The sequence below is a fragment of the Pseudomonas sp. GXZC genome (genome assembly GCF_026967615.1).
Lineage (GTDB): Bacteria > Pseudomonadota > Gammaproteobacteria > Pseudomonadales > Pseudomonadaceae > Aquipseudomonas > Aquipseudomonas azotoformans_A.
Map to the genome: position 1 here is coordinate 178,510 of NZ_CP114115.1, position 23,973 is coordinate 202,482.

Annotated in this window: 26 protein-coding genes and 1 tRNA gene; 23 read left to right on the top strand and 4 right to left on the bottom strand. The window is 60.0% G+C overall.

The annotated features are described in order from the left end of the window. Positions 1-596 precede the first annotated feature (596 nt). From lepB to OZ428_RS00855, 12 genes are all read left to right on the top strand, one after another. On the top strand, positions 597-1,382 hold the full coding sequence (gene lepB, locus OZ428_RS00800; RefSeq protein ID WP_269132460.1) for a signal peptidase I: 786 nt from the start codon (positions 597-599) through the stop codon (positions 1,380-1,382). Between the two features lie 26 nt (positions 1,383-1,408). Then, positions 1,409-1,789 carry a hypothetical protein gene (locus tag OZ428_RS00805; RefSeq protein WP_269132461.1) on the top strand — a complete coding sequence of 127 codons (381 nt, stop codon included), beginning with the start codon at positions 1,409-1,411 and terminating at the stop codon, positions 1,787-1,789. Between the two features lie 70 nt (positions 1,790-1,859). Further along, entirely contained in the window at positions 1,860-2,168 is a 309-nt protein-coding gene (locus OZ428_RS00810; RefSeq protein WP_133076582.1) for a hypothetical protein, read from the top strand. Between the two features lie 17 nt (positions 2,169-2,185). Next, the gene (locus OZ428_RS00815; protein ID WP_061434815.1) at positions 2,186-2,659 is read left to right on the top strand and encodes an RDD family protein; all 474 of its coding nucleotides are present in this window, start codon (positions 2,186-2,188) and stop codon (positions 2,657-2,659) included. Positions 2,660-2,666: 7 nt separating this feature from the next. Beyond that, positions 2,667-3,101, top strand: a complete 435-nt coding sequence (locus tag OZ428_RS00820) for an RDD family protein (RefSeq protein WP_269132462.1) — start codon at positions 2,667-2,669, stop codon at positions 3,099-3,101. 260 nt (positions 3,102-3,361) lie between these two features. Continuing rightward, entirely contained in the window at positions 3,362-3,943 is a 582-nt protein-coding gene (locus OZ428_RS00825) for a hypothetical protein (protein ID WP_033900156.1), read from the top strand. Between the two features lie 40 nt (positions 3,944-3,983). After that, positions 3,984-4,664, top strand: a complete 681-nt coding sequence (locus OZ428_RS00830) for a CsgG/HfaB family protein (RefSeq protein ID WP_016976663.1) — start codon at positions 3,984-3,986, stop codon at positions 4,662-4,664. Positions 4,665-4,693: 29 nt separating this feature from the next. Continuing rightward, positions 4,694-5,056 (top strand): DUF4810 domain-containing protein, encoded by a 363-nt coding sequence (locus OZ428_RS00835; RefSeq protein ID WP_025855472.1) that lies wholly within the window; start codon positions 4,694-4,696, stop codon positions 5,054-5,056. Beyond that, the gene (locus OZ428_RS00840; protein WP_016976661.1) at positions 5,053-5,703 is read left to right on the top strand and encodes a DUF799 domain-containing protein; all 651 of its coding nucleotides are present in this window, start codon (positions 5,053-5,055) and stop codon (positions 5,701-5,703) included. Before OZ428_RS00835 ends, OZ428_RS00840 begins: the two co-directional genes overlap by 4 nt. Before the next feature lie 112 nt (positions 5,704-5,815). Beyond that, complete coding sequence (locus tag OZ428_RS00845) at positions 5,816-7,468, top strand: vWA domain-containing protein (protein ID WP_269132463.1); 1,653 nt, start codon at positions 5,816-5,818, stop codon at positions 7,466-7,468. A 22-nt stretch (positions 7,469-7,490) separates the two neighbouring features. Next, on the top strand, positions 7,491-8,063 hold the full coding sequence (locus tag OZ428_RS00850) for an RNA polymerase sigma factor (RefSeq protein ID WP_269132464.1): 573 nt from the start codon (positions 7,491-7,493) through the stop codon (positions 8,061-8,063). Continuing rightward, a complete protein-coding gene (locus OZ428_RS00855; RefSeq protein WP_269132465.1) occupies positions 8,060-8,653 on the top strand; it encodes a hypothetical protein in 594 nt (197 codons plus the stop codon). The genes OZ428_RS00850 and OZ428_RS00855 overlap by 4 nt, the downstream gene beginning before the upstream one ends. Before the next feature lie 56 nt (positions 8,654-8,709). Here OZ428_RS00855 and OZ428_RS00860 read toward each other — a convergent pair. Further along, positions 8,710-8,786: transfer RNA gene (locus OZ428_RS00860), tRNA-Arg, on the bottom strand. A 371-nt stretch (positions 8,787-9,157) separates the two neighbouring features. Here OZ428_RS00860 and gabD point away from each other — a divergent pair. The 3 genes from gabD (at position 9,158) to OZ428_RS00875 (ending at position 13,411) form a co-directional block, all read left to right on the top strand. Beyond that, on the top strand, positions 9,158-10,600 hold the full coding sequence (gene gabD, locus OZ428_RS00865; RefSeq protein ID WP_133076576.1) for an NADP-dependent succinate-semialdehyde dehydrogenase: 1,443 nt from the start codon (positions 9,158-9,160) through the stop codon (positions 10,598-10,600). A 185-nt stretch (positions 10,601-10,785) separates the two neighbouring features. Then, complete coding sequence (gene gabT / locus OZ428_RS00870) at positions 10,786-12,063, top strand: 4-aminobutyrate--2-oxoglutarate transaminase (RefSeq protein ID WP_033898922.1); 1,278 nt, start codon at positions 10,786-10,788, stop codon at positions 12,061-12,063. A gap of 139 nt (positions 12,064-12,202) precedes the next feature. Continuing rightward, on the top strand, positions 12,203-13,411 hold the full coding sequence (locus OZ428_RS00875) for an HDOD domain-containing protein (protein ID WP_269132466.1): 1,209 nt from the start codon (positions 12,203-12,205) through the stop codon (positions 13,409-13,411). Positions 13,412-13,413: 2 nt separating this feature from the next. On the opposite strand, the gene OZ428_RS00880 is transcribed toward OZ428_RS00875, so the two are convergent. Together OZ428_RS00880 and desA are read right to left on the bottom strand one after the other, a co-directional pair. Further along, on the bottom strand, positions 13,414-14,415 hold the full coding sequence (locus tag OZ428_RS00880; RefSeq protein ID WP_269132467.1) for a sensor domain-containing diguanylate cyclase: 1,002 nt from the start codon (positions 14,413-14,415) through the stop codon (positions 13,414-13,416). 188 nt (positions 14,416-14,603) lie between these two features. After that, the gene (gene desA, locus OZ428_RS00885; protein WP_133076573.1) at positions 14,604-15,788 is read right to left on the bottom strand and encodes a delta-9 fatty acid desaturase DesA; all 1,185 of its coding nucleotides are present in this window, start codon (positions 15,786-15,788) and stop codon (positions 14,604-14,606) included. Positions 15,789-15,954: 166 nt separating this feature from the next. On the opposite strand from desA, the gene dibA reads away from it, so the two are divergent. The 6 genes from dibA (at position 15,955) to OZ428_RS00915 (ending at position 22,195) form a co-directional block, all read left to right on the top strand. Further along, complete coding sequence (gene dibA / locus OZ428_RS00890; protein WP_133076572.1) at positions 15,955-17,871, top strand: phosphodiesterase DibA; 1,917 nt, start codon at positions 15,955-15,957, stop codon at positions 17,869-17,871. Positions 17,872-18,168: 297 nt separating this feature from the next. Beyond that, positions 18,169-18,351, top strand: a complete 183-nt coding sequence (gene oscA / locus OZ428_RS00895) for a sulfur starvation response protein OscA (RefSeq protein ID WP_003170956.1) — start codon at positions 18,169-18,171, stop codon at positions 18,349-18,351. Between the two features lie 67 nt (positions 18,352-18,418). After that, a complete protein-coding gene (locus OZ428_RS00900) occupies positions 18,419-19,429 on the top strand; it encodes a sulfate ABC transporter substrate-binding protein (protein WP_028615255.1) in 1,011 nt (336 codons plus the stop codon). A gap of 77 nt (positions 19,430-19,506) precedes the next feature. Then, on the top strand, positions 19,507-20,325 hold the full coding sequence (gene cysT, locus OZ428_RS00905; protein WP_016975029.1) for a sulfate ABC transporter permease subunit CysT: 819 nt from the start codon (positions 19,507-19,509) through the stop codon (positions 20,323-20,325). Between the two features lie 13 nt (positions 20,326-20,338). Beyond that, positions 20,339-21,211, top strand: a complete 873-nt coding sequence (gene cysW, locus OZ428_RS00910; protein ID WP_010214166.1) for a sulfate ABC transporter permease subunit CysW — start codon at positions 20,339-20,341, stop codon at positions 21,209-21,211. Between the two features lie 3 nt (positions 21,212-21,214). Then, positions 21,215-22,195 (top strand): sulfate/molybdate ABC transporter ATP-binding protein, encoded by a 981-nt coding sequence (locus OZ428_RS00915; protein WP_028615256.1) that lies wholly within the window; start codon positions 21,215-21,217, stop codon positions 22,193-22,195. 70 nt (positions 22,196-22,265) lie between these two features. On the opposite strand, the gene OZ428_RS00920 is transcribed toward OZ428_RS00915, so the two are convergent. Beyond that, positions 22,266-22,790, bottom strand: coding sequence for an Mpo1 family 2-hydroxy fatty acid dioxygenase (locus OZ428_RS00920; RefSeq protein WP_269132468.1), 525 nt, complete (start codon positions 22,788-22,790; stop codon positions 22,266-22,268). Between the two features lie 83 nt (positions 22,791-22,873). Here OZ428_RS00920 and OZ428_RS00925 point away from each other — a divergent pair, with 83 nt between their 5' ends. After that, on the top strand, positions 22,874-23,560 hold the full coding sequence (locus tag OZ428_RS00925) for a Crp/Fnr family transcriptional regulator (RefSeq protein ID WP_269132469.1): 687 nt from the start codon (positions 22,874-22,876) through the stop codon (positions 23,558-23,560). A 38-nt stretch (positions 23,561-23,598) separates the two neighbouring features. After that, positions 23,599-23,964: a response regulator gene (locus OZ428_RS00930; protein WP_033898890.1), complete on the top strand. Its 366-nt coding sequence runs from the start codon at positions 23,599-23,601 to the stop codon at positions 23,962-23,964. Positions 23,965-23,973 lie beyond the last annotated feature (9 nt).

The window sequence follows — 23,973 nt, forward strand, 5'->3', positions numbered from 1 at the left end:
TGCGGTGATTTCACTTGCCCTGCGCACTGACTCGCCTTGGGTATACAACTGGATAGGCTTTCCTCTTACGTTTGTATTCGCGGCGTATTGGATCCTCACTCGATGGACGTATGTGAAGTCTTACATATCCGGTAATGGGGGAATGTAGTGACCTCCTGCGATAAACCCCGACAGATGCCGAGAAAAGGGGGCAGATTTATTTAGAGAGAAAAGGGGACAGATTTATTCAATACTTACGGTCAGTGCCAAGCCTAAATAAATCCGTCCCCTTTTTTACTTTTTCATTAATAAATCTGTTCCTTGTTCTGGAAGAAAAGAGACGGTAATGAGGAGAAATGAACCTTGGTGGCTCGCCGTCTATCTTCCTTGCGCTTGTGCGCTAGGCCTATTGTTCATGTGCGTGTTCTTCCAGGTTGCCGGGTATTGGTTGAGTGGTGGCGAGGACGTTGCCGTGCTTATAAAGGAGAATGTGCCGCTTTATCTCAAGATGGCTGGAGCTGGCTTTATTCTAGGTTTTGTCTTGTGGTTGTCTAATGTTCGTTGAACGTCGCATTTACTTGTTTTATAGATGCTTTTTACCTCTTCAAGGATGATCGATGAAATCCGCAAAATTCTCGCTCCTGGCCTTCCTCATGTCCTGCCTGGTGGCCGGCTGGGGCCTGGTGTATGTCGGCCGTATCAAGTGGGGTATCGGGGTCGCCATATTGCTGTACGGCGGTTTCGCGTTGCTGGGCGCGCTGGGTCTGGTCGCTACCCCCATTGGGCTGTATGGGCTATTCACCTTCTTGATCATCGTCAAGCTGGGCTCAGCCATCCTGTCCGCCGTGCTCGCGCGTCGCTACAACGGACCGCCCAATGTGCCACGCAAGCGTTTCCACGTCCTTTACGTCGGGGTGATGGTGATCGCTGTACTGATGCTCGATGTATTGCGGGTACCCGTGCTGGGATTCAAAAATTACTACATCCCATCCGGATCGATGGTGCCGACGCTGTCCATCGGCGACTACATCCTGACGGACCTGCGCGCCGGTCCGCCCAAGGTGGGGGATATCGTGGTGTACCGCTGGAATGGCACTGAAGCGGTCAAGCGCGTGGCGGGTGTTGCTGGGGACACGTTAGCCCTGGTGAACGGTGAACTGATCCACAACGGCGAAAACCTCGGGTTGTTTCACGCACCGGCCGACCGCGTAAAAGGGCCTGAATCCCTTGAAATGGCACCGGTCACGGTCGAGCCAGGGCACCTCTTTTTGCTGGGCGACAACCGCTGGAGCAGCAACGACAGCCGCTTCATGGGCCAGGTCGCGGTTGAGGACGTGGTGGGCAAGGTGACGGGCATCTGGTTCTCAAATGACCGGGCGCGTATCGGGACGACGTTCCCATGAGCCTTTCGAGTGGGGCGTGTCGGGTTGTGCAGTGGTTGTGCCTGCTGGTGATGTGCGGCAGCGCCAGCGTATTCATATTGGCCTGGCTCTACCTCGACCACAGCTCGTCAGTGCTGGGCGTGGCGGCCGGCGCCTTTGTGTGGTGCGGCATTGGCCTGTTGTTCGCGTTTGTGCTTGAGCGGTCTCGCACTGCCGCAGCCACGCTCCGGTTTATGTTGACTCGGACAGTGGCGCTGCTGATGCTTGCGGCGGGTGCGGCCTATCTGGTTGGCCTGCTGTGGGTCGAGCCGGAGCGCGATTTTATGGAGTCTCAGTTAAAAGGGGCATCGTGCGGCAAGTACACGGGTGTGATTGAAAAAGGGTGGGAGCAAATCTGCGCTGATTCAAAGCAGCCGCAAACGCCTTGAAGCTGGCTGGGCTTGGATAGGCAGTCGGTTTGGTCCTTTTGATTTTTTCAATGTTCGTTGAGCGTTTTTGATGATGAATCGATATGCAGGAAAGCCCTTTCTCCGTCTTCTTGAATGCTATGTCCTGTCGGCCATTGGTGCGCTGTCCGACCAGCAACGCGCCGATTTGACGGCACTCGAACCCAAGTTGCACGAACTCTATGGGACGCAGGGCAGTTGGTCTGATGTCGTCGCCTCTCAGATGGAGTTTCCGACCTCCTTGGAGGAAAAAATCCGTGCTGTTTGGCGCACAAATTCGGCAAAATTCGCCCAGGCCGGTGTGCCAATCAACGCCGAAGACTTTGCCAGAAACTTTGTCGACACCAATTTTCCGTCTTAAAGCTGGAGCAACACCGCATGGACGCAAGCAACACCGCTAAACGCCCGACCATCCTGGCCAGCATTGGCCGCCGCCTGGCCGCGCGGCTCATCGACTGCGTCATCGCCGTGCTGATTTTTTTCATCCTCAAATTCGCCGCCGGGGCGCTGTCTGCCTACGTTCCTGCGGTGACGCCCAAGGCGGGTTTTCTTTCCGCGTTTTTTGCGGCCTTCGCCTACTTCCTGCTGGCTGATGCGCTCCCCAACGGCCAGAGCCTGGGCAAGCGCCTGCTGAGCATTGCCACCGTCGACCGCAAGACCCGAAAAGGCTGCAGCATTTCCCAGTCATTCACGCGTAATTCCGGCGCGCTGGTGGTGATCGATTGGGTGTGGATCTTTATGGAATCCAGGACGCGCCTGGGCGACATGTTCGCCAAGACCATCGTGATCCAGACCGGCAACCTGACGAGCGTGCGCGGCCTGGCGGATATTTATGACAATGGCCGGGGATAAGCACGTTATGAACGATTCAGTATCGGCTGCACAAACCTGGGACCTAGCCAGCCCGTTCCGGCGATTGCTCGGCTATTTCATCGATATGGCCGTGGTGTTTTTCCTGCTGTTTTTGATGCGCAACCTGGACTACGCCTATCTCTATTTGCACTCGCTGGCGGGCCCGATGTTGTTTACTGGCTTGCGCTATGTGCTGATGTTCTCAGCCTTCGGGTACCTTTTGTTTTGCGATGCGTTACCCAACGGCCAGAGCCTGGGTAAGCGGGTGTGCCGCACGGCGGTGGTGGGTTACCCGTATCCAATGAACTGCACGCTGTTCCAGTCGTTTTTGCGCAATGTGCCGAAGCTGCTGTTCAGTGTTCTGGACGGTCCTTTTGCACTGTTCGGTTTGCGCCGTCGCTTGGGCGATATGTTGGCCAAGACGATTGTGATCAACACGTGAGCAGGACAGGGAGGGTGCAGCCGTGGCCGGTTAGTAGAATGAGGCCGGTTGGCAAACCTTTTTATTAATCGCGTAAAGGCCAATAGCCACTATCGTTTTTGTTTTCCTGACAAAGCCTTAGGAGATTTCGCCAGAGGCTTGCGCGCAAGCGCCAGTAAAACGGCGCTGCCAGGGCGTCAAAACAGCTTGAGAACGCCTTTCAACTCCGTAAAATGCCGCGATTGTTTAAGGCTCGATACTTTTCAGGGACGAATTCATACATGCGTGTGTTTGCCGTATTGCTCGTGGCCTGCCTGATGGCGGGCTGTGCTTCCAAGCCGGATTACTACATCTCCCCGGCACCTGTGACCATTCCCAAGACTGCGACCTACTGGCTCGACACCTTCGACGTCGAGGTGGTGGGCAAGAACGAACGCTTCCTGCCGGATGACAAAGTGCGCCAGCAACTCGGTGTCGATCTGGTCGACCGTCTGCTCAAGTCCAAGCGCTACGCCAGCAGCAAGGACAAGGCCGATTACCTGCTGGATGTGAACGTCATCTATACCCGGCGCATACAAGACACCCAAGGCGGTTTCATGACGGCCATCGTCGATGACAAGACCATCCTCGCCAGTGTCGATTTCAACTATCAGGTCAAGATCAAGAAAGCCGGCGCCGAGGTGCTGCATTTCTCTCAGGCTCGCCAAGGGCTGATGCCTGGCGGGTACAAGGGCGATTGGCAGAACATGAAAACGATGGCCGGGGTGCTGACCAACTCCGGCAACTCCAGCGTCGAGACCTTTTACACCGGTTTGTTGAGCCGATTTATTGTTGACGACCTGCGTGGCATTCCGTCCCGCTAGCGTTAGCTGCCGCAACCGTTTTCCCACTTAGGAGCACCCTGTGAAAACACTGTCCAAAATCCTGCTGTCCGGCTTCACCGCCGCAGCGCTGCTGACCGTGGCCGGTTGCGCCACGGAGAGCAACCGCGCCATGCCGGTGGAACAAGTCGCCAGCGCCAACGTCGCCTATTCCGGCGTGCGTGTACCGATTGCCGTGGGCAAGTTCGACAACCGCTCCAGCTACATGCGCGGCATCTTCTCCGACGGCGTTGACCGCCTCGGCGGCCAGGCCAAGACCATCCTGATCACCCACCTGCAGCAGACCAACCGCTTCAGCGTGCTGGACCGCGACAACATGGGCGAGATCTCCCAGGAAGCCGCGATCAAAGGCACCGTGCAGAAGCTTAAAGGCGCTGACTACGTAGTGACGGGCGACGTGACCGAGTTCGGCCGCAAAGAAACCGGCGACCGCCAGCTGTTCGGCATCCTTGGCCGTGGCAAGACCCAAGTGGCCTACGCCAAAGTTGCGTTGAACATCGTCAACATCAGCACCTCCGAAGTGGTGTATTCCACCCAGGGCGCCGGCGAGTACGCGCTGTCCAACCGTGAAGTGATCGGCTTCGGCGGCACCGCCAGCTACGACTCCACCCTCAATGGCAAGGTCCTCGACCTGGCCATGCGTGAAGCCATCAACCGCCTTGTCGACGGCATCAACGCCGGCGCCTGGAACCCACGCAACTGATCAGCAGCACCTCAAGGAGCAGTACAAGGATGAGCAAGGCAGTCAAGTTGGCGCTGATGCTGACAGCAGTGGCGACGGTCGCCGGGTGCCAGACGGCGCCCCAGCCGCTGTACCAATGGGAAAGCTACCAGCCGCAGGTTTACGAGTACTTCAAGGGCGAGCCCAAGGAGGCGCAGGTCGAGGCGCTGGAGCGGGATCTGCAGAAGATCAACGCCAGTGGCCGCAAGGCCCCGCCGGGTTACCACGCCCACCTTGGCATGCTGTACCTGAGCATGGGCAAGGATGACCAGATGGTGCAGGAATTCCGCACCGAGAAGGCACTGTTCCCTGAGTCTGCCTCGTACATGGACTTTTTGCTGAAAAACGCCAAGACCGGAGTCGCCACTAAATGAGCCTGTTGAAACTCACTGGCGCCTTGCTGGCCCTGGCCTTGCTCGGCGGTTGCGCAGCCCCCAAGACCATTGATTACACAGCCTATAAACAGGCACGACCGAAGTCGATCCTGGTCCTGCCGCCGATCAATGAATCGCCGGAAGTGCAGGCGTCCTACAGCATGGTCTCGCAAGTGACCTACCCGTTGGCCGAAGCCGGCTACTACGTGTTGCCGATTGCCCTGGTGGACGAAACCTTCCGCCAGAACGGGCTGACCACCGCCAACGATATCCAGGCGGTGCCACCGGCGAAGCTGCATGACATCTTTGGTGCGGATTCGGCGCTGTACATCACCGTGACCAATTACGGCACCAAGTACATGCTGATCTCCAGCGACACCTCCGTGACGGCCTCGGCCAAACTGGTCGACCTGCGCACCGGCACCACCCTGTGGACCGGCTCGGCGCATGCGTCCAGCGAGGAAGGCAACAACAACGGCGGCGGCATCGTCGGCATGCTGATCACGGCGGCGGTCAAGCAAGTGATCAACAGTTCTACCGACGCGGCGCATCCGATTGCCGGCATCACCAGTGCGCGCCTGCTGTCGCCGGGCCAGCGCGCGGGGATCCTGTACGGTCCGCGTAACCCCAAATACGGCACTGACTGATTGAACGGTTCGGCGGGGCAGGTGTTTCTGTTCCGCCGAACGGTTTAACCCGAACAGCCAGCGCCTTGCGTCTGACCTTGTGAACGGATCATTCATTCACGAGGTTCAGCCCATGTCCCGTCCTCTGCTCTTCCTGCGTCCTGCTGCCCAGGGCTTTGCCGTTACCTTGCTGGTGACGCTGGCCGGTTGTGGGCTGTCCTCTTCCCATGATGTGGCCAAGCCTGACGAAGCGGCGCCAGTCTCCGAGCTGCAAAGCGGTCCAGTGCAAGGCGCGCTGGTTAAACGCATGCCGATGTCTGCACCTTTGAGCGCACGAAGGGTGATTCAGGAGTCCGTGGCAATGGACTACCGCAGCGAACCCCGCGAACAGTACGAAAACCTACCGGACAACCCGGTGCATCGCGTGGCTGAAACGCCGGTTTCAACCTTCAGCGTGGATGTCGACACCGGCAGCTACGCCAACGTAAGACGCTTCCTCAACCAAGGCAGCCTGCCGCCCGAAGGCGCTGTACGACTGGAGGAAATGGTCAACTACTTCCCCTACCACTACGTGCTGCCCACCGACGGCTCGCCCTTTGGCGTAACCACCGAAGTGGCCGCCACACCGTGGAACCCTCACACCCAGTTGCTGCGCATCGGCATCAAGGCCTCCGACCGCGCCGTGGCGCAACTGGCGCCGGCCAACCTGGTGTTCCTGGTGGACGTGTCCGGCTCCATGGACCGCCGCGAAGGTTTGCCGCTGGTCAAAAGCACCCTGAAATTGCTGGTTGATCAATTGCGCGATCAAGACCGTGTTTCTTTGGTGGTCTACGCCGGGGAATCCCGTGTAGTGCTCAAGCCTACTTCGGGTCGGGACAAGGTGACGATCCGCAACGCCATCGACCAACTCACTGCCGGCGGTTCAACGGCGGGTGCGTCGGGTATTGAGCTGGCCTACCAGATGGCCCGCGAAGGGTTTATCGACAAAGGCATCAACCGCATCCTGCTGGCCACCGACGGTGACTTCAACGTGGGCATCAGCGACTTCGACAGCCTCAAGCAAATGGCGGTTGAGCAGCGTAAAAGCGGCGTTTCCCTGACCACCCTCGGCTTTGGTGTGGATAACTACAACGAACATCTGATGGAACAGCTGGCCGATGCGGGCGACGGTAACTACGCCTATATCGACAACCTGCGCGAAGCGCGCAAAGTACTGGTGGACCAACTCAGTTCGACCCTGGCGATCGTGGCCCGTGACGTGAAATTACAGGTGGAATTCAACCCGGCGCGCGTCAGCGAATATCGCCTGCTGGGTTATGAAAACCGCGCGTTGAAGCGTGAGGACTTCAACAACGACAAGGTCGACGCGGGTGAAATCGGAGCCGGGCATACGGTCACTGCGCTGTACGAAATTGTGCCCAAGGGCCAGAAGGGTTGGCTGGAGCCCTTGCGCTACGCTGCTGCGCCGGTCGCCGAGGATAAATCCACTGAGCTGGCGATGCTGCGTGTGCGCTACAAGCCGGCGGCGGGTGGCGACAGCCGGTTGATCGAGCGGCCCATCAGCACTGTGTCGAGCAGGGCCAGCGATGACCTGCGTTTCGCGGCAGCAGTGGCCGCCTTCGCCCAACAACTCAAGGGCGATGGCCGCTACACTGGCAGCATGAGCCTGCAGGACACCGCCGCACTGGCCCGCTCGGCCCGAGGCGACGACCCCTTCGGGCTGCGTAATGAGTTTGTGCAACTGGTGGAATTGGCCCAGAGCCTTAAACCTGTGGCCAAACCGTGAATAAAGGGAGTTAGCCGTCGATATGCCCGCTCCAGACGTCCTACCCAGCGACGAATCACTACTGGCCCGCTACCGAACCGGCGACAGCGCCGCGTTCGAAGCCCTGTACGCCCGGCACCGCCAGGGCCTGTACCGATTCCTCGTGTCCTTGAGTAACAAGACCGAACTGGCCGAGGAAATCTATCAGGAAACCTGGCTCAGCCTGATCCGCAGCGCAACCCAGCCACAAGGCCGGGCGAGTTTTCGTACATGGTTGTTCCAGATCGCCCGCAACCGCTTGATCGATTACTGGCGCAAGCACGGCATCCACAGCCCGCTGCACGACAGCTACGACGAGCAACTGCACGCCCAGGCCGACGACAGCGCCGGCCCCGAGCAGCAGCTGAGTCTGAGTCGCGACCAGGCGCGGCTCGACGCTGCGCTGCAAGACCTGCCCGAAGACCAGCGCGAAGTCTTCCTGCTGCGCCTGCACGGCGACCTCGAAGTGCCGCAAATCGCCGCCCTCACTGGCGCCCCGCTGGAAACCGTCAAAAGCCGCCTGCGTTACGCCCAGCAGAAACTGCGCCGCCTGCTGGCTGAGGAGATACCCGCATGACCGACTCCCGACACACCCCGGACCCCGACGACATGCTGCTCCAGCACATGCGTCAACACAGCACCGGCGAGCCGCCCGCGTCCCTCGACGCCTTCATCCTCAACACCGCCCGCCGCGAAGTCTCGGCACCGCAACCGAACCTGTGGCAACGCTGGCTGCAAGCCTGCCAACGTCCACGCTGGCAAATGGCATTCGCCACGGTTGCAGGCTTGGCCCTGATGATCGGCGTGGTGATGCGCTCGCCCGTGCCGCAACCCGAAATCTCCACGGCGACCTTCTCAGCGCTGCATGAGCAAGCCGCGCCTGCCGCCGCGCCGCCAATGTCCGCGCCGGCACCGGTGGCCCGACTGGCCATCGCGCCCAATGCCGAACGTGCGCAAGTCATGGGCTCGATGGCGGATGAGTCGAGCGCCAAGCTCAGCAAGCGTGCGCCGGTGGCGTTGCCTTCGTTGGAGGAGGGGCTGCAGGAAATCATCAACCTGCGTGACGTTGGGGAGACCAGAGCGGCAGATGAGAAGCTGTTGGCCTTGCATCAGCGCTTTCCTGAAGTGGACTTGCCAGCGCGCTTGGAGGCGTTGCAGAAACACTGAGTCGTCGCCCACAAAAAAGCCCCAGGCCTTTCGACCTGGGGCTTTTTCAGCATATCTGGTGCACCCGGCGGGATTCGAACCCACGACCCCTGCCTTCGGAGGGCAGTACTCTATCCAGCTGAGCTACGGATGCTTGTGCGGGCGACATCATACCCATGTCGACCTTGGGCGTCCATGCTGGTCTTTGGGCGTTCACGTGTAGGAATTTGCCGTACAGAGGCCCTAAGCCGGGCACCACCGATCAGTGCGCAGGAACCCGACCCATCTACGCTGATCAGATAAATCCGATAGATGCGTCGTTTTTGTTCTTTTTTTCGAACAGACTATTGCCCTGCACCCCCATTGATCCTAGGATTCGTTTGAGATTTCAAACGCTCTGTCTCCCGCGTGCGCTTTCACTCCTTTTGCGCGCTGGGGCTGATTTCCCTGACGGCAGCCCACAAGGCGCCTTTCAACAACTCTAATTCGCTCCGCGTGCGCGCGGTGCTGTTAAGGAAAGCCGACATGCAGCTTAAAGATGCCCAGTTGTTCCGCCAGCAAGCCTTTATTGATGGTGTTTGGGTTGATGCGGACAACGGTCAAACGATCAAGGTCAACAACCCTGCCACGGGCGAGATTCTCGGCACCGTGCCAAAGATGGGCGCCGCTGAAACCCGCCGCGCCATCGAAGCCGCCGACAAGGCGCTGCCGGCCTGGCGTGCACTGACCGCCAAGGAGCGCGCCAACAAGCTGCGCCGCTGGTTCGAACTGCTGATCGAAAACCAGGACGACCTTGGTCGCCTGATGACCCTCGAACAAGGCAAGCCACTGGCCGAAGCCAAGGGCGAAATCGTCTACGCCGCGTCCTTTATCGAGTGGTTCGCCGAAGAAGCCAAGCGTATCTACGGTGACGTGATTCCTGGCCACCAGCCCGACAAGCGCCTGATCGTGATCAAGCAGCCGATCGGCGTGACCGCTGCGATCACCCCGTGGAACTTCCCGGCTGCGATGATCACCCGTAAAGCCGGCCCGGCCCTGGCCGCCGGTTGCACCATGGTGATCAAGCCGGCTTCGCAAACTCCGTTCTCGGCCCTGGCCCTGGTTGAGCTGGCGCACCGTGCCGGTATCCCGAAAGGCGTGCTGAGTGTGGTCACCGGCAGCGCCGGCGACATCGGCGGCGAGCTGACCAGCAACCCGATCGTGCGTAAATTGTCCTTCACCGGCTCGACCGAAATCGGTCGTCAGCTGATGGCCGAATGCGCCAAGGACATCAAGAAAGTCTCCCTGGAGCTGGGCGGCAACGCGCCGTTCATCGTGTTTGACGACGCGGACCTGGATAAGGCCGTCGAAGGCGCGATCATTTCCAAGTACCGCAACAACGGCCAGACCTGCGTCTGCGCCAACCGTCTGTATATCCAGGACTCGGTGTACGACGCCTTTGCTGAAAAACTCAAGGTTGCAGTGGCCAAGCTCAAGATCGGCAACGGTCTGGAGGAAGGCACCACCACCGGCCCGCTGATCGACGAAAAAGCCGTGGCCAAGGTGCAGGAACACATTGCCGACGCCCTGAAAAAAGGCGCCACGCTGCTGGCCGGTGGCAAGGTGATGGAAGGCAATTTCTTCGAGCCGACCATCCTGACCAACGTGCCGAAAGACGCTGCTGTCGCCAAGGAAGAAACCTTTGGCCCGCTGGCGCCGCTGTTCCGTTTCAAGGACGAAGCCGAAGTGATCGCGATGTCCAACGACACCGAGTTCGGCCTGGCCTCCTACTTCTATGCCCGCGACCTGGGCCGTGTGTTCCGTGTGGCCGAAGCCCTGGAATATGGCATGGTCGGCGTGAACACCGGGTTGATCTCCAACGAAGTGGCGCCGTTCGGCGGCATCAAGGCCTCGGGCCTGGGCCGTGAAGGCTCCAAGTACGGGATCGAGGATTACCTGGAAATCAAATACCTCTGCCTGGGCATCTAATCCGTCCGGCAAGGCATTGCAGTAAACGCAGAGGGCACGAGAGCGCTGACCCTTTGCGTGTTTCACCCCGTTATTCGTAGTGGCCGGGAACGCTGTGGCAGTCGATCATCGCATGCTGCCGCAGTTGCCTCCCCGCCACGTATTCCTTGGACCACGCCACCCGATGAGTGGCGAATGAGGACTTTATGAGCAAGACCAACGCATCCCTGATGAAACGCCGCGAAGCCGCTGTACCCCGCGGTGTTGGCCAGATTCACCCGATCTTCGCCGAATCCGCGAAGAACGCCACCGTGACCGACGTTGAAGGTCGCGAGTTCATCGACTTCGCCGGCGGTATCGCCGTGCTGAACACCGGCCACGTGCACCCGAAAATCATCGCGGCCGTGACCGAGCAACTGAACAAGCTGACGCACACCTGCTTCCAGGTACTGGCCTACGAGCCTTACGTGGAACTGTGCGAAAAAATCAACGCCAAGGTCCCAGGTGATTTCGCCAAGAAAACCCTGCTGGTCACCACCGGTTCCGAAGCCGTCGAAAACGCCGTGAAAATCGCCCGTGCCGCCACTGGCCGTGCTGGCGTGATCGCCTTCACTGGCGCCTACCACGGCCGCACCATGATGACCCTGGGCCTGACCGGTAAAGTCGTGCCTTACTCGGCCGGCATGGGCCTGATGCCAGGCGGCGTGTTCCGCGCGCTGTTCCCGAACGAACTGCACGGCGTGAGCGACGACGACTCCATCGCCAGCATCGAACGCATCTTCAAGAACGATGCCGAGCCGCGTGATATCGCTGCCATCATCATCGAGCCGGTGCAGGGCGAAGGCGGTTTCTACGTCGCGCCTAAATCCTTCATGAAGCGCCTGCGTGAACTGTGCGACAAGCACGGCATCCTGCTGATCGCTGACGAAGTGCAAACCGGTGCCGGTCGTACGGGCACTTTCTTCGCGATGGAGCAGATGGGCGTTGCCGCCGACCTGACCACCTTCGCCAAGTCCATCGCCGGTGGCTTCCCGCTGGCCGGCGTGTGCGGCAAGGCTGAGTACATGGACGCTATCGCGCCAGGCGGCCTGGGCGGCACCTACGCCGGTAGCCCGATCGCTTGCGCTGCGGCCCTGGCCGTGATGGAAGTGTTCGAAGAAGAGCACCTGCTGGACCGCTGCAAGGCTGTCGGCGAGCGTCTGGTCACTGGCCTCAAGGCTATCCAGGCCAAGTACCCGGTGATTGGCGAAGTGCGTGCTTTGGGCGCGATGATCGCGGTCGAGCTATTCGAAGGTGGCGACAGCCACAAACCAAACGCCGCTGCCGTTGCCGCCGTGGTGGCCAAGGCGCGTGACAAGGGCCTGATCCTGCTGAGCTGCGGCACCTATGGCAACGTGTTGCGCGTGCTGGTCCCGCTGACCTCGCCGGACGAGCAGTTGGACAAAGGCCTGGCGATCATCGAAGAGTGCTTCTCCGAGCTGTAAGCGGAGGCTGACCTGATCGACAGGAAAAACCCGCTTCGGCGGGTTTTTTTATGCCCATTGCCGCACATTCAGGCCGTGTTCATTGTACGTAGGCCGCTCCATTGTCTAAGGTGCAAGCATTGCCGATGGAGCGTGCTGGATGACTGCTGTTGATTTACCCGCTGTACCCCGCGTGTTGATTGCCGAGGCGGACCCTTGGTCGCGGGACCTGCTCAAGCAAGTGTTGTTGAATGTGCGCTGCGACGCGCGGCTGGATGTGTGTGCCGATGGTCAACAGGCGGCGACGTTGTTGCGAGAGAAAGCCTACGACCTGATCCTGGCCGATTGGGAGCTGCCGGGCATTGACGGCTTGAGCCTGCTGCGTAATGTGCGCCAGAAGCGCCGCTCGCCTGCGCTGCCGTTCATTCTGCTGAGCAGTCGCAACGACAGCGCCAGTGTGCGCGAAGCCTTGCCCCTGGCGCCCACGGCGTACCTGACCAAACCCCTGAACATGGAAGGCCTGACCCAGCGCCTGCAAGACCTGCTGCTCAATGAAGGCGAAACGGTGTACTGCGAGATTGAGCCGCTGTCACCGGGCATAACCTTGCCGGTGTTCCTTGAGCGCCGCCGCGAAGCGTCCGATGGCGCACCCTTGCGCGTCGATGTGAAAGCCGCCGTGCAACACAGCCTCGGGCCCGAAGGCCTGGACCTCAAGCGCCTGGAAGACCAGGTACGCATGGACCCGCAAATCACCGCCGTGCTGATCGCCGCCGCCAACAGCGCCGGCCATCACGGCAACCCCGTGCAAACCCTGCCTGCTGCCTTGCAAAAGCTGGTGCCGGGGCAAAGCATGAACTTGATCCTCGGCCTGGCGCTCAAGCACAACGTGGTGCTGGGTGACCCGGCCCTGTTGGCCTATGCCGAGCGCCACTGGCAATTGTCCCAGGACACCGCTGACTACGCTCGACGGTTGGCACGCATGTTGGAGCTGGACCACGAACGCTGTTACAGCGCCGGTATCCTCCATCGGCTCGGTGACCTGGCGTTGTTGCGCTGCCTGGAAGACTGGCGCCAGGGCGGTGGTGCATTGGATGATGAAGCGATTGGTGAATCGCTCTACACCTTTGGTGCCGCCTACGGTTCGGCACTGCGCGCGCGTTGGCGTTTGCCGCTGGAACTGCGCCAATTGATCGCGGCGATTTATTCGTTGGAGGGCGGTGTGTATGCCAGGGATGCATTGGTGGTGAACCTGGCGGCGCAGATGGCGCGCTTGACGGAACATGAGGGCTTGGAAGAGCTGGCCAGGGGCAAGACTGCGCGATTGCTCAAGGTCGGCTTGGCGGAGCTGACGCGGATCCGCAAGGCGTAGCGTCAGCCCGCAACGACGCGATTTTTGCCCAGTCGCTTAGCCTCGTACATCGCCGCATCGGCGCGGGCAAAAAGGCTGTCCAGGGTCGAGTCTTGCTCCGTGAGGCTGGCCAGGCCCTGACTGATGGTCACGCTGAACGCCTGGCCTTCATAGCTGAAACTCAGCTCCTGTATCTCCCTGCCCAGCCGCTCCGCCACTTGCAAGGCCATCTCCGGCGCGCAGCCGGGCAATACGGCAGCAAACTCTTCGCCGCCAATGCGCCCGAACAGGTCGCCACGACGTAATACCCCGCGACCGCTCTCGGCGATACGGCGCAACACCTGATCGCCTTCCAGGTGGCCATAGCTGTCGTTGACGTCCTTGAAGTCGTCGATGTCCAGCAGCAGGAAGGCCAGCGGCGCACCTTGTGCACAGGCCGTATCGAAGGCCTGGTTGGCGCATTCGAAGAAGTGCCGGCGGTTACTACTCTGGGTCAACACATCGGTGGTAGCCAGACGGTGCAACTCCAGCTCCAGTTGTTTCTTCTCGGTGATGTCTTCGGCCATGCCCACTACGATCAACGGTTCGCCGGGCTCGACCTGCTGGTTGATGTAGCACTTGTCGCTCAACCAGCGGATCTGCCCGTCGGCGGTGATGATGCGGTACTCGCGGTCCTCCACGGCGCCTTGTTCCAGCACGCGGGCCAGGCTGTGCTCGGCGTAGTCGAGGTCTTCGGGGTGAATGCTGTTGCGCCATTCACGATGGTCGGCCAGCAGCAGGCCCGCGGAACGGCCGAAAACGCGTTCATAGGCCGGGCTCACATACAGCACACGGCGAGTTTCCCAATCGATGGCCCACAGGACGGCGTTCACGCTTACCAGCATCGAACTCAACAGCTGCTCACGCTCGCTCAACCGCTCGACTTCACCCTGGGCATGCACCAGCGCCAACAGGGTCGCGGCGGCAGCCGGACGCGGATGTTCAGCGGTGGGCGGATCGGGCAAGTAGGGATTTTCGTGAACCATCGGCACAACTCTCTCTGGGCGCGCCGCAGGCTGGAGCAGCGGTCACTACAAGGGGCCACCATGATGGCGAAGTGTTCATTGAGAGAGGGGAATTGCAGTGAAGTTCCGTCAACAGGACCGATTGCCGGTGCCCGGTAAATGACGCCAAAAAGCTGATAGGTGGGAGAGCAAGCCCTCCCACCGCACCATCAGACCGCCGCAGGACGCAGCGAATAAGTCTTCAATTGGTGAGCAAAATCCCGCAGGGACTGGATGCCGCTGGCCTCGGCCTCATGCACCCATTCCTTGATCGCCGCGAGCATATCGTGGCCATTGGAACTGGTCTTGAGCCAGATCTGCTGCAGCGCCAGGCGCTTTTCGTAGATCACTTTCAGCGCCTGGCTGTGTTCCAGCATGCTCTGGATACGCACGTGGTGGCGGTCATCCAGCAAACTGGTTTCCCGCGAAAGCAGGCGCTTGGCACGGTGGAATTGGTGGCGAACGGAGTGATCGACCTTTTCCAGCTCCTGCTTGACCAGTGGGCCGATGACCAATTTGCGGTACTGGGCCATGATCTGGAAGCGGTTGTTGAGGATCGCCATGGCGGTGTCCATGTCCAGGTGACCCTTGCCTTCCACGCGGTGGGCGATGGGCGCGACGCGTTGCACCTTGGCCAGGCGCAGGAAGCTAAAGACTTTGATCCAGGCCCAGCCCATGTCGAATTCCCACTTCTTCACCGACAGCTTGGCGGAGTTGGGGTAAGTGTGATGGTTGTTATGCAGCTCTTCGCCACCGACGATGATGCCCCACGGCACCAGGTTGGTCGCCGCGTCACGGCATTCAAAATTGCGATAACCCACGGCATGGCCCAGGCCGTTGATCACACCCGCGGCCCAGAATGGAATCCACATCATCTGGATCGCCCAGATGGTGATGCCGATGGTGCCGAATAGCAGCAGGTCGATCACGCCCATGATCGCCACGCCCAGCAGCGGGTAGGGCGTGTAAATTTTACGTTCGATCCAGTCTTCCGGGCAGTTCTTGCCGTAGATGCGCAGGGTCTCGGGGTTTTCGGCCTCGGCGCGGTACAGCTCGGCGCCTTTGCGCATTACGGTGGACAGGCCCTTGATGACCGGGCTGTGCGGGTCGTCGATGGTTTCGCACTTGGCGTGGTGCTTGCGGTGGATGGCGGTCCACTCGCGGGTGTTCTGCGCCGTGGTCAACCACAGCCAGAAGCGGAAAAAGTGTTTCAGACCGGCATTGAGCTCCAGGGAGCGATGGGCTGAATAGCGATGCAGATAGACTGTGACCGCAACGATGGTCACGTGGGTCATCAACAGAGTGACCGCCACCAGTTGCCAGGCTGACAGGTCAAGAAAACCGTTGTACCACATAGGCTGTATGGCCCTCAGATAAAGAAAAGAACAGCTCACGCATTATCACTAAGCCTACAGAGAAAACCAGCCGCCCTTTCAGATAGGAGTGACTGGATGTTTCTTATTCTATAATCCGCAGCCTTTGTAGGGCGATTCTGTTTTTTTGGTAAGGATTACTGACCATATGCTGTTTTCATACCGAGGTGCCCTGCGTGCGGGGCTGGTATACCTGCTGGTTTCCGTTCTGTGGATCGGCGTCACTCAGCGCGTATTGATCGAGTTTATCGATAACCCGAGTGAGCTGAACCACTGGCTGCAGGTGCGCGGCTATGTATGGGTGGCGCTCAGCGCCCTGGCGATTTACCTGATCTGCGCTCGGTTTGCCCGGGCCCATCAGCTGCAACAGCCCTTGAAAGAAAACCGCGAACGCCTGCGCCAGGCCGCCGCCGTGTTCGATTGCACCCGCGAAGGCGTGTTGGTGACGGATGCACAGGGGCTGATCGTGCACGTCAACCGGGCTTTCATGGAAATCACCGGCTACAGCCGCGAAGACGTCATGGGGCATCAGCCCAGCCTCTTTAAATCCGGTCGCCATTCGTCGAATTTCTATCAACAGATGTTCCAAAGCCTGGAGCGCACCGGCGAATGGAGCGGTGAAATCTGGAACCGCCGCAAAAGCGGTGAGATTTATCCACAGTGGCAGACCATTCGGGTCATTCACGATGACCAAGGGCAGGTCAGCCATTACGTCGCGGTGTTTTCCGACATCAGCGCCATCAAGGACTCCGAGCACGAACTGGCCCACCTCGCGCACCACGATCCGCTGACCGACCTGCCCAACCGCTTGCTCTTCACCGACCGCGCCGAGCAGGCGCTGGCCTCGGCACAGATCCACAAACGCGGTTGCGCCCTGCTGTTGTTGGACCTGGACCACTTCAAGATCATCAACGACAGCCTGGGCCATAACGTCGGGGACCAGTTGCTCAAGCTGGTGGGCGAACGCCTCAAGGCGCTGTTTGGCCCTGGCGTTACGCTGGCGCGCCTTGGGGGAGATGAGTTCGCGGTGCTGGCGGAAAGTTGTCCACAGGTGGCCCAGGCGGCGGGCCTGGCGCAGCGCATGCTGGACGCGATGAAACAGCCCTTTATCTTCGACGGCCATCAACTGTTTATCAGCGCCAGTATCGGGATCAGCCTGTTCCCCAACGATGCGCTGAGCGCCGAGCAGTTGCTGCGTAACGCCGATTCTGCGTTGTTCAAGGCCAAGAGCGCCGGGCGCGAAGGCTACGCCTTGTACACCGAGGAGCTGACTGCCCACGCGCAGAATCGCGTGGAAGTCGCCAGCGAGCTGCGCCGCGCCCTCGAACAGCAGGAGCTCTGCGTCTATTACCAACCCGTGCACGACCTGCACAGCAGCCGTCTGATCGGCGTCGAAGCGCTGGTGCGCTGGCAGCACCCGGAGCGCGGCCTGGTGCCGCCGGGGGAATTTATCCCGATCGCCGAGCGCACCGGGTTGATTGCCGAGATCGATGCGTGGGTGATGGACCAGGCGTGTCGGCAGATGTGCCAATGGCTGGCTGATGGCGCCCCGCTGAGTTTTATCGCCATCAATGTGTCCAGCCGCCTGTTTGCGCGGCGTGAGCTGTATGAACAGGTTGCCCAGGTGCTGCATGACACGGGTCTGGATCCGGCCTTCCTGGAGTTGGAGGTCACCGAGAGCGCGGTGATGGAAGACCCGGAGGTCGCGCTGGAGCAGATGCACCGTCTCCGGGAGTTGGGGCTGCGCCTGGCGATCGATGATTTTGGTACGGGTTATTCGTCGCTGCTGCGCCTTAAGCGCCTGCCGGTGCAGAAGCTCAAGATCGACCAGGGCTTTGTTGCCGGGCTGCCCTGGGACGAAGATGACGCGGCCATCGTGCGCGTGGTGATCGCCCTGGCTAAAAGCATGGGCATGCAGGTGCATGCCGAGGGGATCGAGCAGGTCGAACAGGCGCGGTTTTTGTTGGCGCAGGATTGCGATATGGGGCAGGGGTATTGGTTTGGCCGGCCGATGCCGGCGCAGGAAATTGATTGGTCGCGGGCCCCCGTAATCGGACAGGCATAACGCGGACAATGTGGGAGCCGGGCTTGCCCGCGATGGCGGATTGTCAGTCGACAATGATGTTGGTTGGCACACCGTCATCGCGGGCAAGCCCGGCTCCCACAGGGTTCAGTGGCACCCTTAAAGAAGTATTTTCAAGCTGAAAGCTGTTGCAACCCCACGCCCCACCAGAAAATTCTTTCTGGTTATATAAACATTCTTAAATAGTATTTTTAAGAATATCCGCGCTTATCTACTATCGCTCTCACGCCGCAAGCAGTGCCGCCACTGCGAGGCACTATTCATATCAGGAGCGAGACCATGAGCGCATCTCTACGTAGCGTCGACGGCCAGGACGAAGCAGCCATTTTGCGTGAGATCCAGAGCGCCCTGCGCGATCTGCGGTTTGGCGCGGTGGAAATCACTGTGCACAACGCTCAAGTGGTACAGATCGAACGCAAAGAAAAATTCCGTTTGCAGAACCCGGGTAACAAACCGAGCTAAGCACTGACGGCGATAGACCCGCACTTAATAAGAAAAAGCCAACACCCCAGAATTTTCAGGAGCTTCTATGTCGTCGATTCGCCGTTATGCCCTGGCCGCCCTGGCCAGCGCCGTGTTTGCAGGTTCCGCCGTTGCCAAGGACTACGAGTTGCTCAACGTCTCGTACGACCCGACCCGTGAGCTGTACCAGGACTACAACGCTGAGTTCACCAACTTCTGGAAACAGTCCCATCCCGGTGACAACGTCAAGATCCAGCAATCCCACGGGGGTTCGGGCAAGCAGGGCCGCGCGGTGATCGACGGCCTGCGCGCCGACGTGGTCACCCTGGCCCTGGCCGGTGACATCGACGAAATCGCCAAGCTGGGCAAGACCCTGCCGGAAAACTGGCAGACCCGCCTGCCGGACGCCAGCACCCCGTACACCTCGACCATCGTGTTCCTGGTGCGCAAGGGCAACCCTAAAGGCATCAAGGATTGGGGCGACCTGATCAAGAAAGACGTGTCCGTGATCACCCCGAACCCGAAAACCTCCGGCGGCGCCCGCTGGAACTTCCTCGCCGCCTGGGCCTACGGCCTGAAAACCGGCGGCAGCGAAGCCAAGGCCCAGGAATACGTGAAAGAACTGTTCAAGCACGTACCTGTGCTGGACACCGGCGCTCGCGGTTCGACCATCACTTTCGTCAACAACGGTCAGGGTGACGTGTTGCTGGCCTGGGAAAACGAAGCGTTCCTGGCCCTGAAAGAAGATGGTGGCGCTGACAAGTTCGATATCGTCGTGCCGTCCCTGTCGATCCTGGCGGAGCCGCCGGTGGCCGTGGTCGACAAGAACGCCGAGAAAAAGGGCAATACCGAAATCGCCACTGAATACCTGAAACACCTGTACAGCCCGGCTGGCCAGGAGATTGCGGCGAAGAACTTCTACCGCCCACGCGATGCAAAAGTGGCCGCCAAATACGCCCAGCAGTTCCCGAAACTGGACCTGGTGACTATCGACAAAGACTTCGGCGGCTGGAAAACTGCCCAACCGAAATTCTTTAACGACGGTGGCGTGTTCGACCAGATTTACACCGCGCAGTAAGCCGAGCAACAACCCGCCCACAGAGCCCGCATTCACCTGCGGGTTTTGTGTGTCAGTTCCCTTAACCAAGGACTCTTATGTCGCGTCGTATCTCCCCCGTCATACCCGGCTTCGGGCTGACGCTGGGCTACACCGTGGTGTACCTCAGCCTGATCGTACTCATCCCCCTCGCGGCGATGTTTGTACACGCCGCTCAACTCACCTGGGATCAGTTCTGGAACATCATCTCCGCACCGCGTGTGCTGGCGGCGTTGCAACTGAGCTTCAGCACTGCGCTGTACGCCGCGTTGATCAACGGCGTGATCGGTACGCTGCTGGCCTGGGTGCTGGTGCGCTACACCTTCCCCGGCCGCAAGGTCATCGATGCGATGATCGACCTGCCATTCGCCTTGCCCACCGCTGTGGCCGGTATCGCGCTGACGGCGCTGTACACGCCTAATGGCCTGGTTGGTCAGTTCGCCGCCGACCTGGGCTTCAAGATCGCCTACACCCCGTTGGGTATCACCCTGGCGCTGACCTTCGTCACGTTGCCGTTTGTGGTGCGCACGGTGCAGCCGGTACTGGCCGATATCCCCCGGGAAGTCGAAGAAGCCGCCGCCTGCCTGGGTGCCAAGCCGTTGCAGGTGTTCCGTCACATCCTGGTGCCCGCGTTGCTGCCGGCCTGGTTGACCGGTTTCGCCCTGGCGTTTGCCCGTGGCGTCGGTGAGTACGGTTCGGTGATCTTCATCGCTGGCAACATGCCGATGAAAACCGAGATCCTGCCGCTGCTGATCATGGTCAAGCTCGACCAATACGACTACCGCGGCGCCACGTCCATCGGCGTGTTGATGCTGGTGGTTTCCTTTGTCCTGCTGCTGCTGATCAACTTGTTGCAGCGGCGCATCGAACGTCCATAAGGAGGCGCGGAACATGTCCCAATCGTCTATTTCCGCCGCGTCCTCGGCCAACGCCGCCCGTCGTGGCAGTGCTGCATCGCGACGTATCCTGATCGGCCTTGGCTGGCTGGTGTTTGCGCTGTTTTTACTGTTGCCGCTGTTTATCGTAGTGACCCAGGGCTTGAAGAATGGCCTCGGCGCGTTTTTTACTGCGATCCTTGAGCCCGACGCGTTGTCGGCGCTGAAACTCACGGTGATCGCCGTGGTGATTTCGGTGCCGCTCAATCTGGTGTTCGGCGTCAGCGCCGCGTGGTGCGTGAGCAAGTACTCGTTCCGTGGCAAAAGCATCCTGGTGACGCTCATCGATTTGCCATTCTCGGTGTCGCCGGTGATCGCCGGCCTGGTCTATGTGCTGATGTTCGGCGCCCAGGGCTTCTTCGGCCCGTGGCTGCAGGACCATGACATCCAGATCGTGTTCGCCTTGCCCGGCATTGTGCTGGCAACCATCTTCGTTACCGTGCCCTTCGTGGCCCGTGAACTGATCCCGCTGATGCAGGAGCAGGGCACCCAGGAAGAAGAGGCCGCGCGCCTGCTCGGTGCCAATGGCTGGCAGATGTTCTGGCATGTGACCGTGCCGAACATCAAATGGGGTTTGATCTACGGCGTGGTGCTGTGTACCGCGCGGGCCATGGGTGAGTTCGGCGCGGTGTCGGTGGTGTCCGGCCACATTCGCGGCGTGACCAACACCTTGCCGCTGCACGTCGAGATTCTCTACAACGAATACAACCACGTTGCCGCGTTTGCGGTGGCGAGTCTGTTGCTGATCCTGGCGCTCTTCATCCTGCTGCTCAAGCAGTGGAGCGAGAACCGTATAAACCGCCTGCGCGCCGGTGCGGCTGAGGAATAAGTCATGTCGATCGAAGTCCGTAATGTCAGCAAGAACTTCAACGCCTTCAAGGCCCTGAACAGCATCAATCTGGACATCCAGAGTGGCGAGCTGGTGGCCTTGCTCGGCCCGTCCGGCTGCGGCAAGACCACCTTGCTGCGTATCATCGCCGGCCTGGAAACCCCGGATGACGGCAGCATCGTGTTCCACGGTGAAGACGTCTCCGGCCACGACGTGCGTGATCGCAACGTCGGCTTCGTGTTCCAGCACTACGCGTTGTTCCGCCACATGACCGTGTTCGACAACGTGGCATTCGGCCTGCGCATGAAACCGAAGAACCAGCGCCCGAACGAAAGCCAGATCGCGGTCAAGGTGCATGAGCTGTTGAACATGGTGCAGCTGGATTGGTTGTCGGATCGCTATCCGGAGCAGCTGTCCGGTGGCCAGCGCCAACGTATCGCCCTGGCCCGCGCCCTGGCGGTGGAACCCAAAGTGCTGCTGCTGGACGAACCCTTCGGCGCCCTCGACGCCAAGGTGCGTAAAGAACTGCGCCGCTGGCTGGCGCGTCTGCACGAAGACATCAACCTGACCTCGGTGTTCGTGACCCACGACCAGGAAGAGGCCATGGAAGTCGCTGACCGCATCGTGGTGATGAACAAGGGGGTGATTGAGCAGATCGGTTCACCGGGTGACGTCTACGAAAACCCGGCCAGCGATTTCGTTTATCACTTCCTGGGTGATTCGAACCGTTTGCACCTGGGCGAAGATAAACACGTGCTGTTCCGCCCGCATGAAGTGTCGTTGTCGCGGCATGAGCTGGAAGACCATCACGCGGCTGAAGTGCGAGATATTCGCCCGCTGGGCGCGACCACCCGTGTGACCTTGAAGGTCGAAGGCCAGAGCGAATTGATCGAAGCCGAAGTGGTGAAAGACCACGATAGCCTGACCGGTCTGGCCCGTGGCGAGACGCTGTTCTTCAAGCCAAAGGTCTGGCAAAAAGCCTAAGCTTAAAAACACCGCATAACCCTGTGGGAGCTGGGCAAGTCCGGCTCCCACAGTGGATCTTCATTAATCTTCAAACCGTGGCACGTTTTTCTCTTGCGGCCATCGGCCCCGAACGCTCCTCGATCTGCTGCTTGAGGTCATGGCGCAGCCCCAGCAAAAACGCCAGCTCCGCCACCACAAACAACGGCCCCACAATCAACCCCGACACGTCATCCACAAACGCCGGTTTCCTGCCTTCGTAGTAGTGCCCGACAAACTGAATCACCCAGCCCACAACGAACATGCCGATACCGCTGCTCAGCCACACTAATGTGCTCTGCGCCGCCAGCACATGCCCGGCCCACACCGACAAGCCCATCAACACCGTCATCAGCACGCCCAGCGCCAGTTCGAGGCGCAGGTAAAACCATGCCGAAAACAGCGCGAGCAGAACGGCCGGTGAGATCCACACGCCACCTGCGGCCCACTCCGGGCGTGACAGCAGCACGGCCACCGCGACGACAATCAGCGGAATGCCGATAAAGTGGCTGGCAATATTGCGCGGGTCGCGGTGGTAGGCAGCGTATTGACTGAGGTGGTCGACGAGGCTTTTCATTGTTGTTCCTCCTGTAGGATGCTTGATCATGCCCTGTCACCCGGTGGCGAACTGTCAGCTGGGCGACAATCTTCGGAGTTCTCATGGACGCAGAGCAATGGCACGCACGGTTGGCCACCGGTCATTGGTTCAGCCGCCTGCCGGGACCTTTTCAGCATAGCTTGCTCGCCCATGCCCGGCTGCGGCAGCTTACGGCTGGGCAGTACCTGTTCAAGCGGGGTGATCCGCCTTGTGGTTTGTATGCGGTACTCGACGGCAGCCTGCGGGTCAGTGCGGTGAATGAGCAGGGCAAAGAAGCCATCCTCAGCCTGGTCGAGTCGCCCTACTGGTTCGGTGAAATCTGCCTGTTCGACGGTCTGCCACGCACCCACGATGCCTGCGCCGTCGGGCCGTGCACATTGTTGCAAGTGCCGCAGCAGGCGCTACTGAACATCCTGGATGAAAATCCTCGGTACTGGCGTGACCTGGCCTTGTTGATGAGCCAGAAATTGCGCCTGAGTTTTATCGGCCTCGAACAACTCAGCCTGATGCCGGCCTCGGTCAGGTTGGCCCATCGATTGTTGATGATCGTCGAGGGCTACGGCGATATCGACCATTCAAAACGCATGCTGCAACTGCCCCAGGAAGATCTGGCGGCAATGTTGAGCCTGTCGCGTCAGACCACCAACGCCTTGCTCAAGGACCTGCAAGCCCAGGGCATCGTGCGTTTGGGGTACGGCGAGATCGAAATCCTCGACGCGCATCGGCTGCGGGAGGCGAGGCACACCTGAGGGTGTTAGCCTGCACGCCTGATCAATCGAGGTGTGTTATGCGCGTGCTGTTAGTGGAACATGAGTCCGACGAGGCACAGCGGATGGCCTGGGGCCTGAACGAAGCCGGCTACACCGTGGAAGTGGCGGCCAATGGCATGGCGGCGTTGCGGCTGGTGGAAAGCACCGAATACGACCTGGTGATCCTGGATGTGATGTTGCCGGGATTGAATGCCTGGAAGTTGCAGCAGGCGATTCGCTTGAAGGGCAAGACGCCGATGTTGTTCCTGACGACCCCTGGGGGTATTGAAGACCGCCTGCGCGGGTTGGAACTGCATGAGGAAGACTATTTGCTCAAACCCTTCGAAGCCAAGGTTCTTGTTGTGCGGGTAAAGAAATTGTTGCGGCGTGATCGCGGGCGCTGAGTTGTTTGA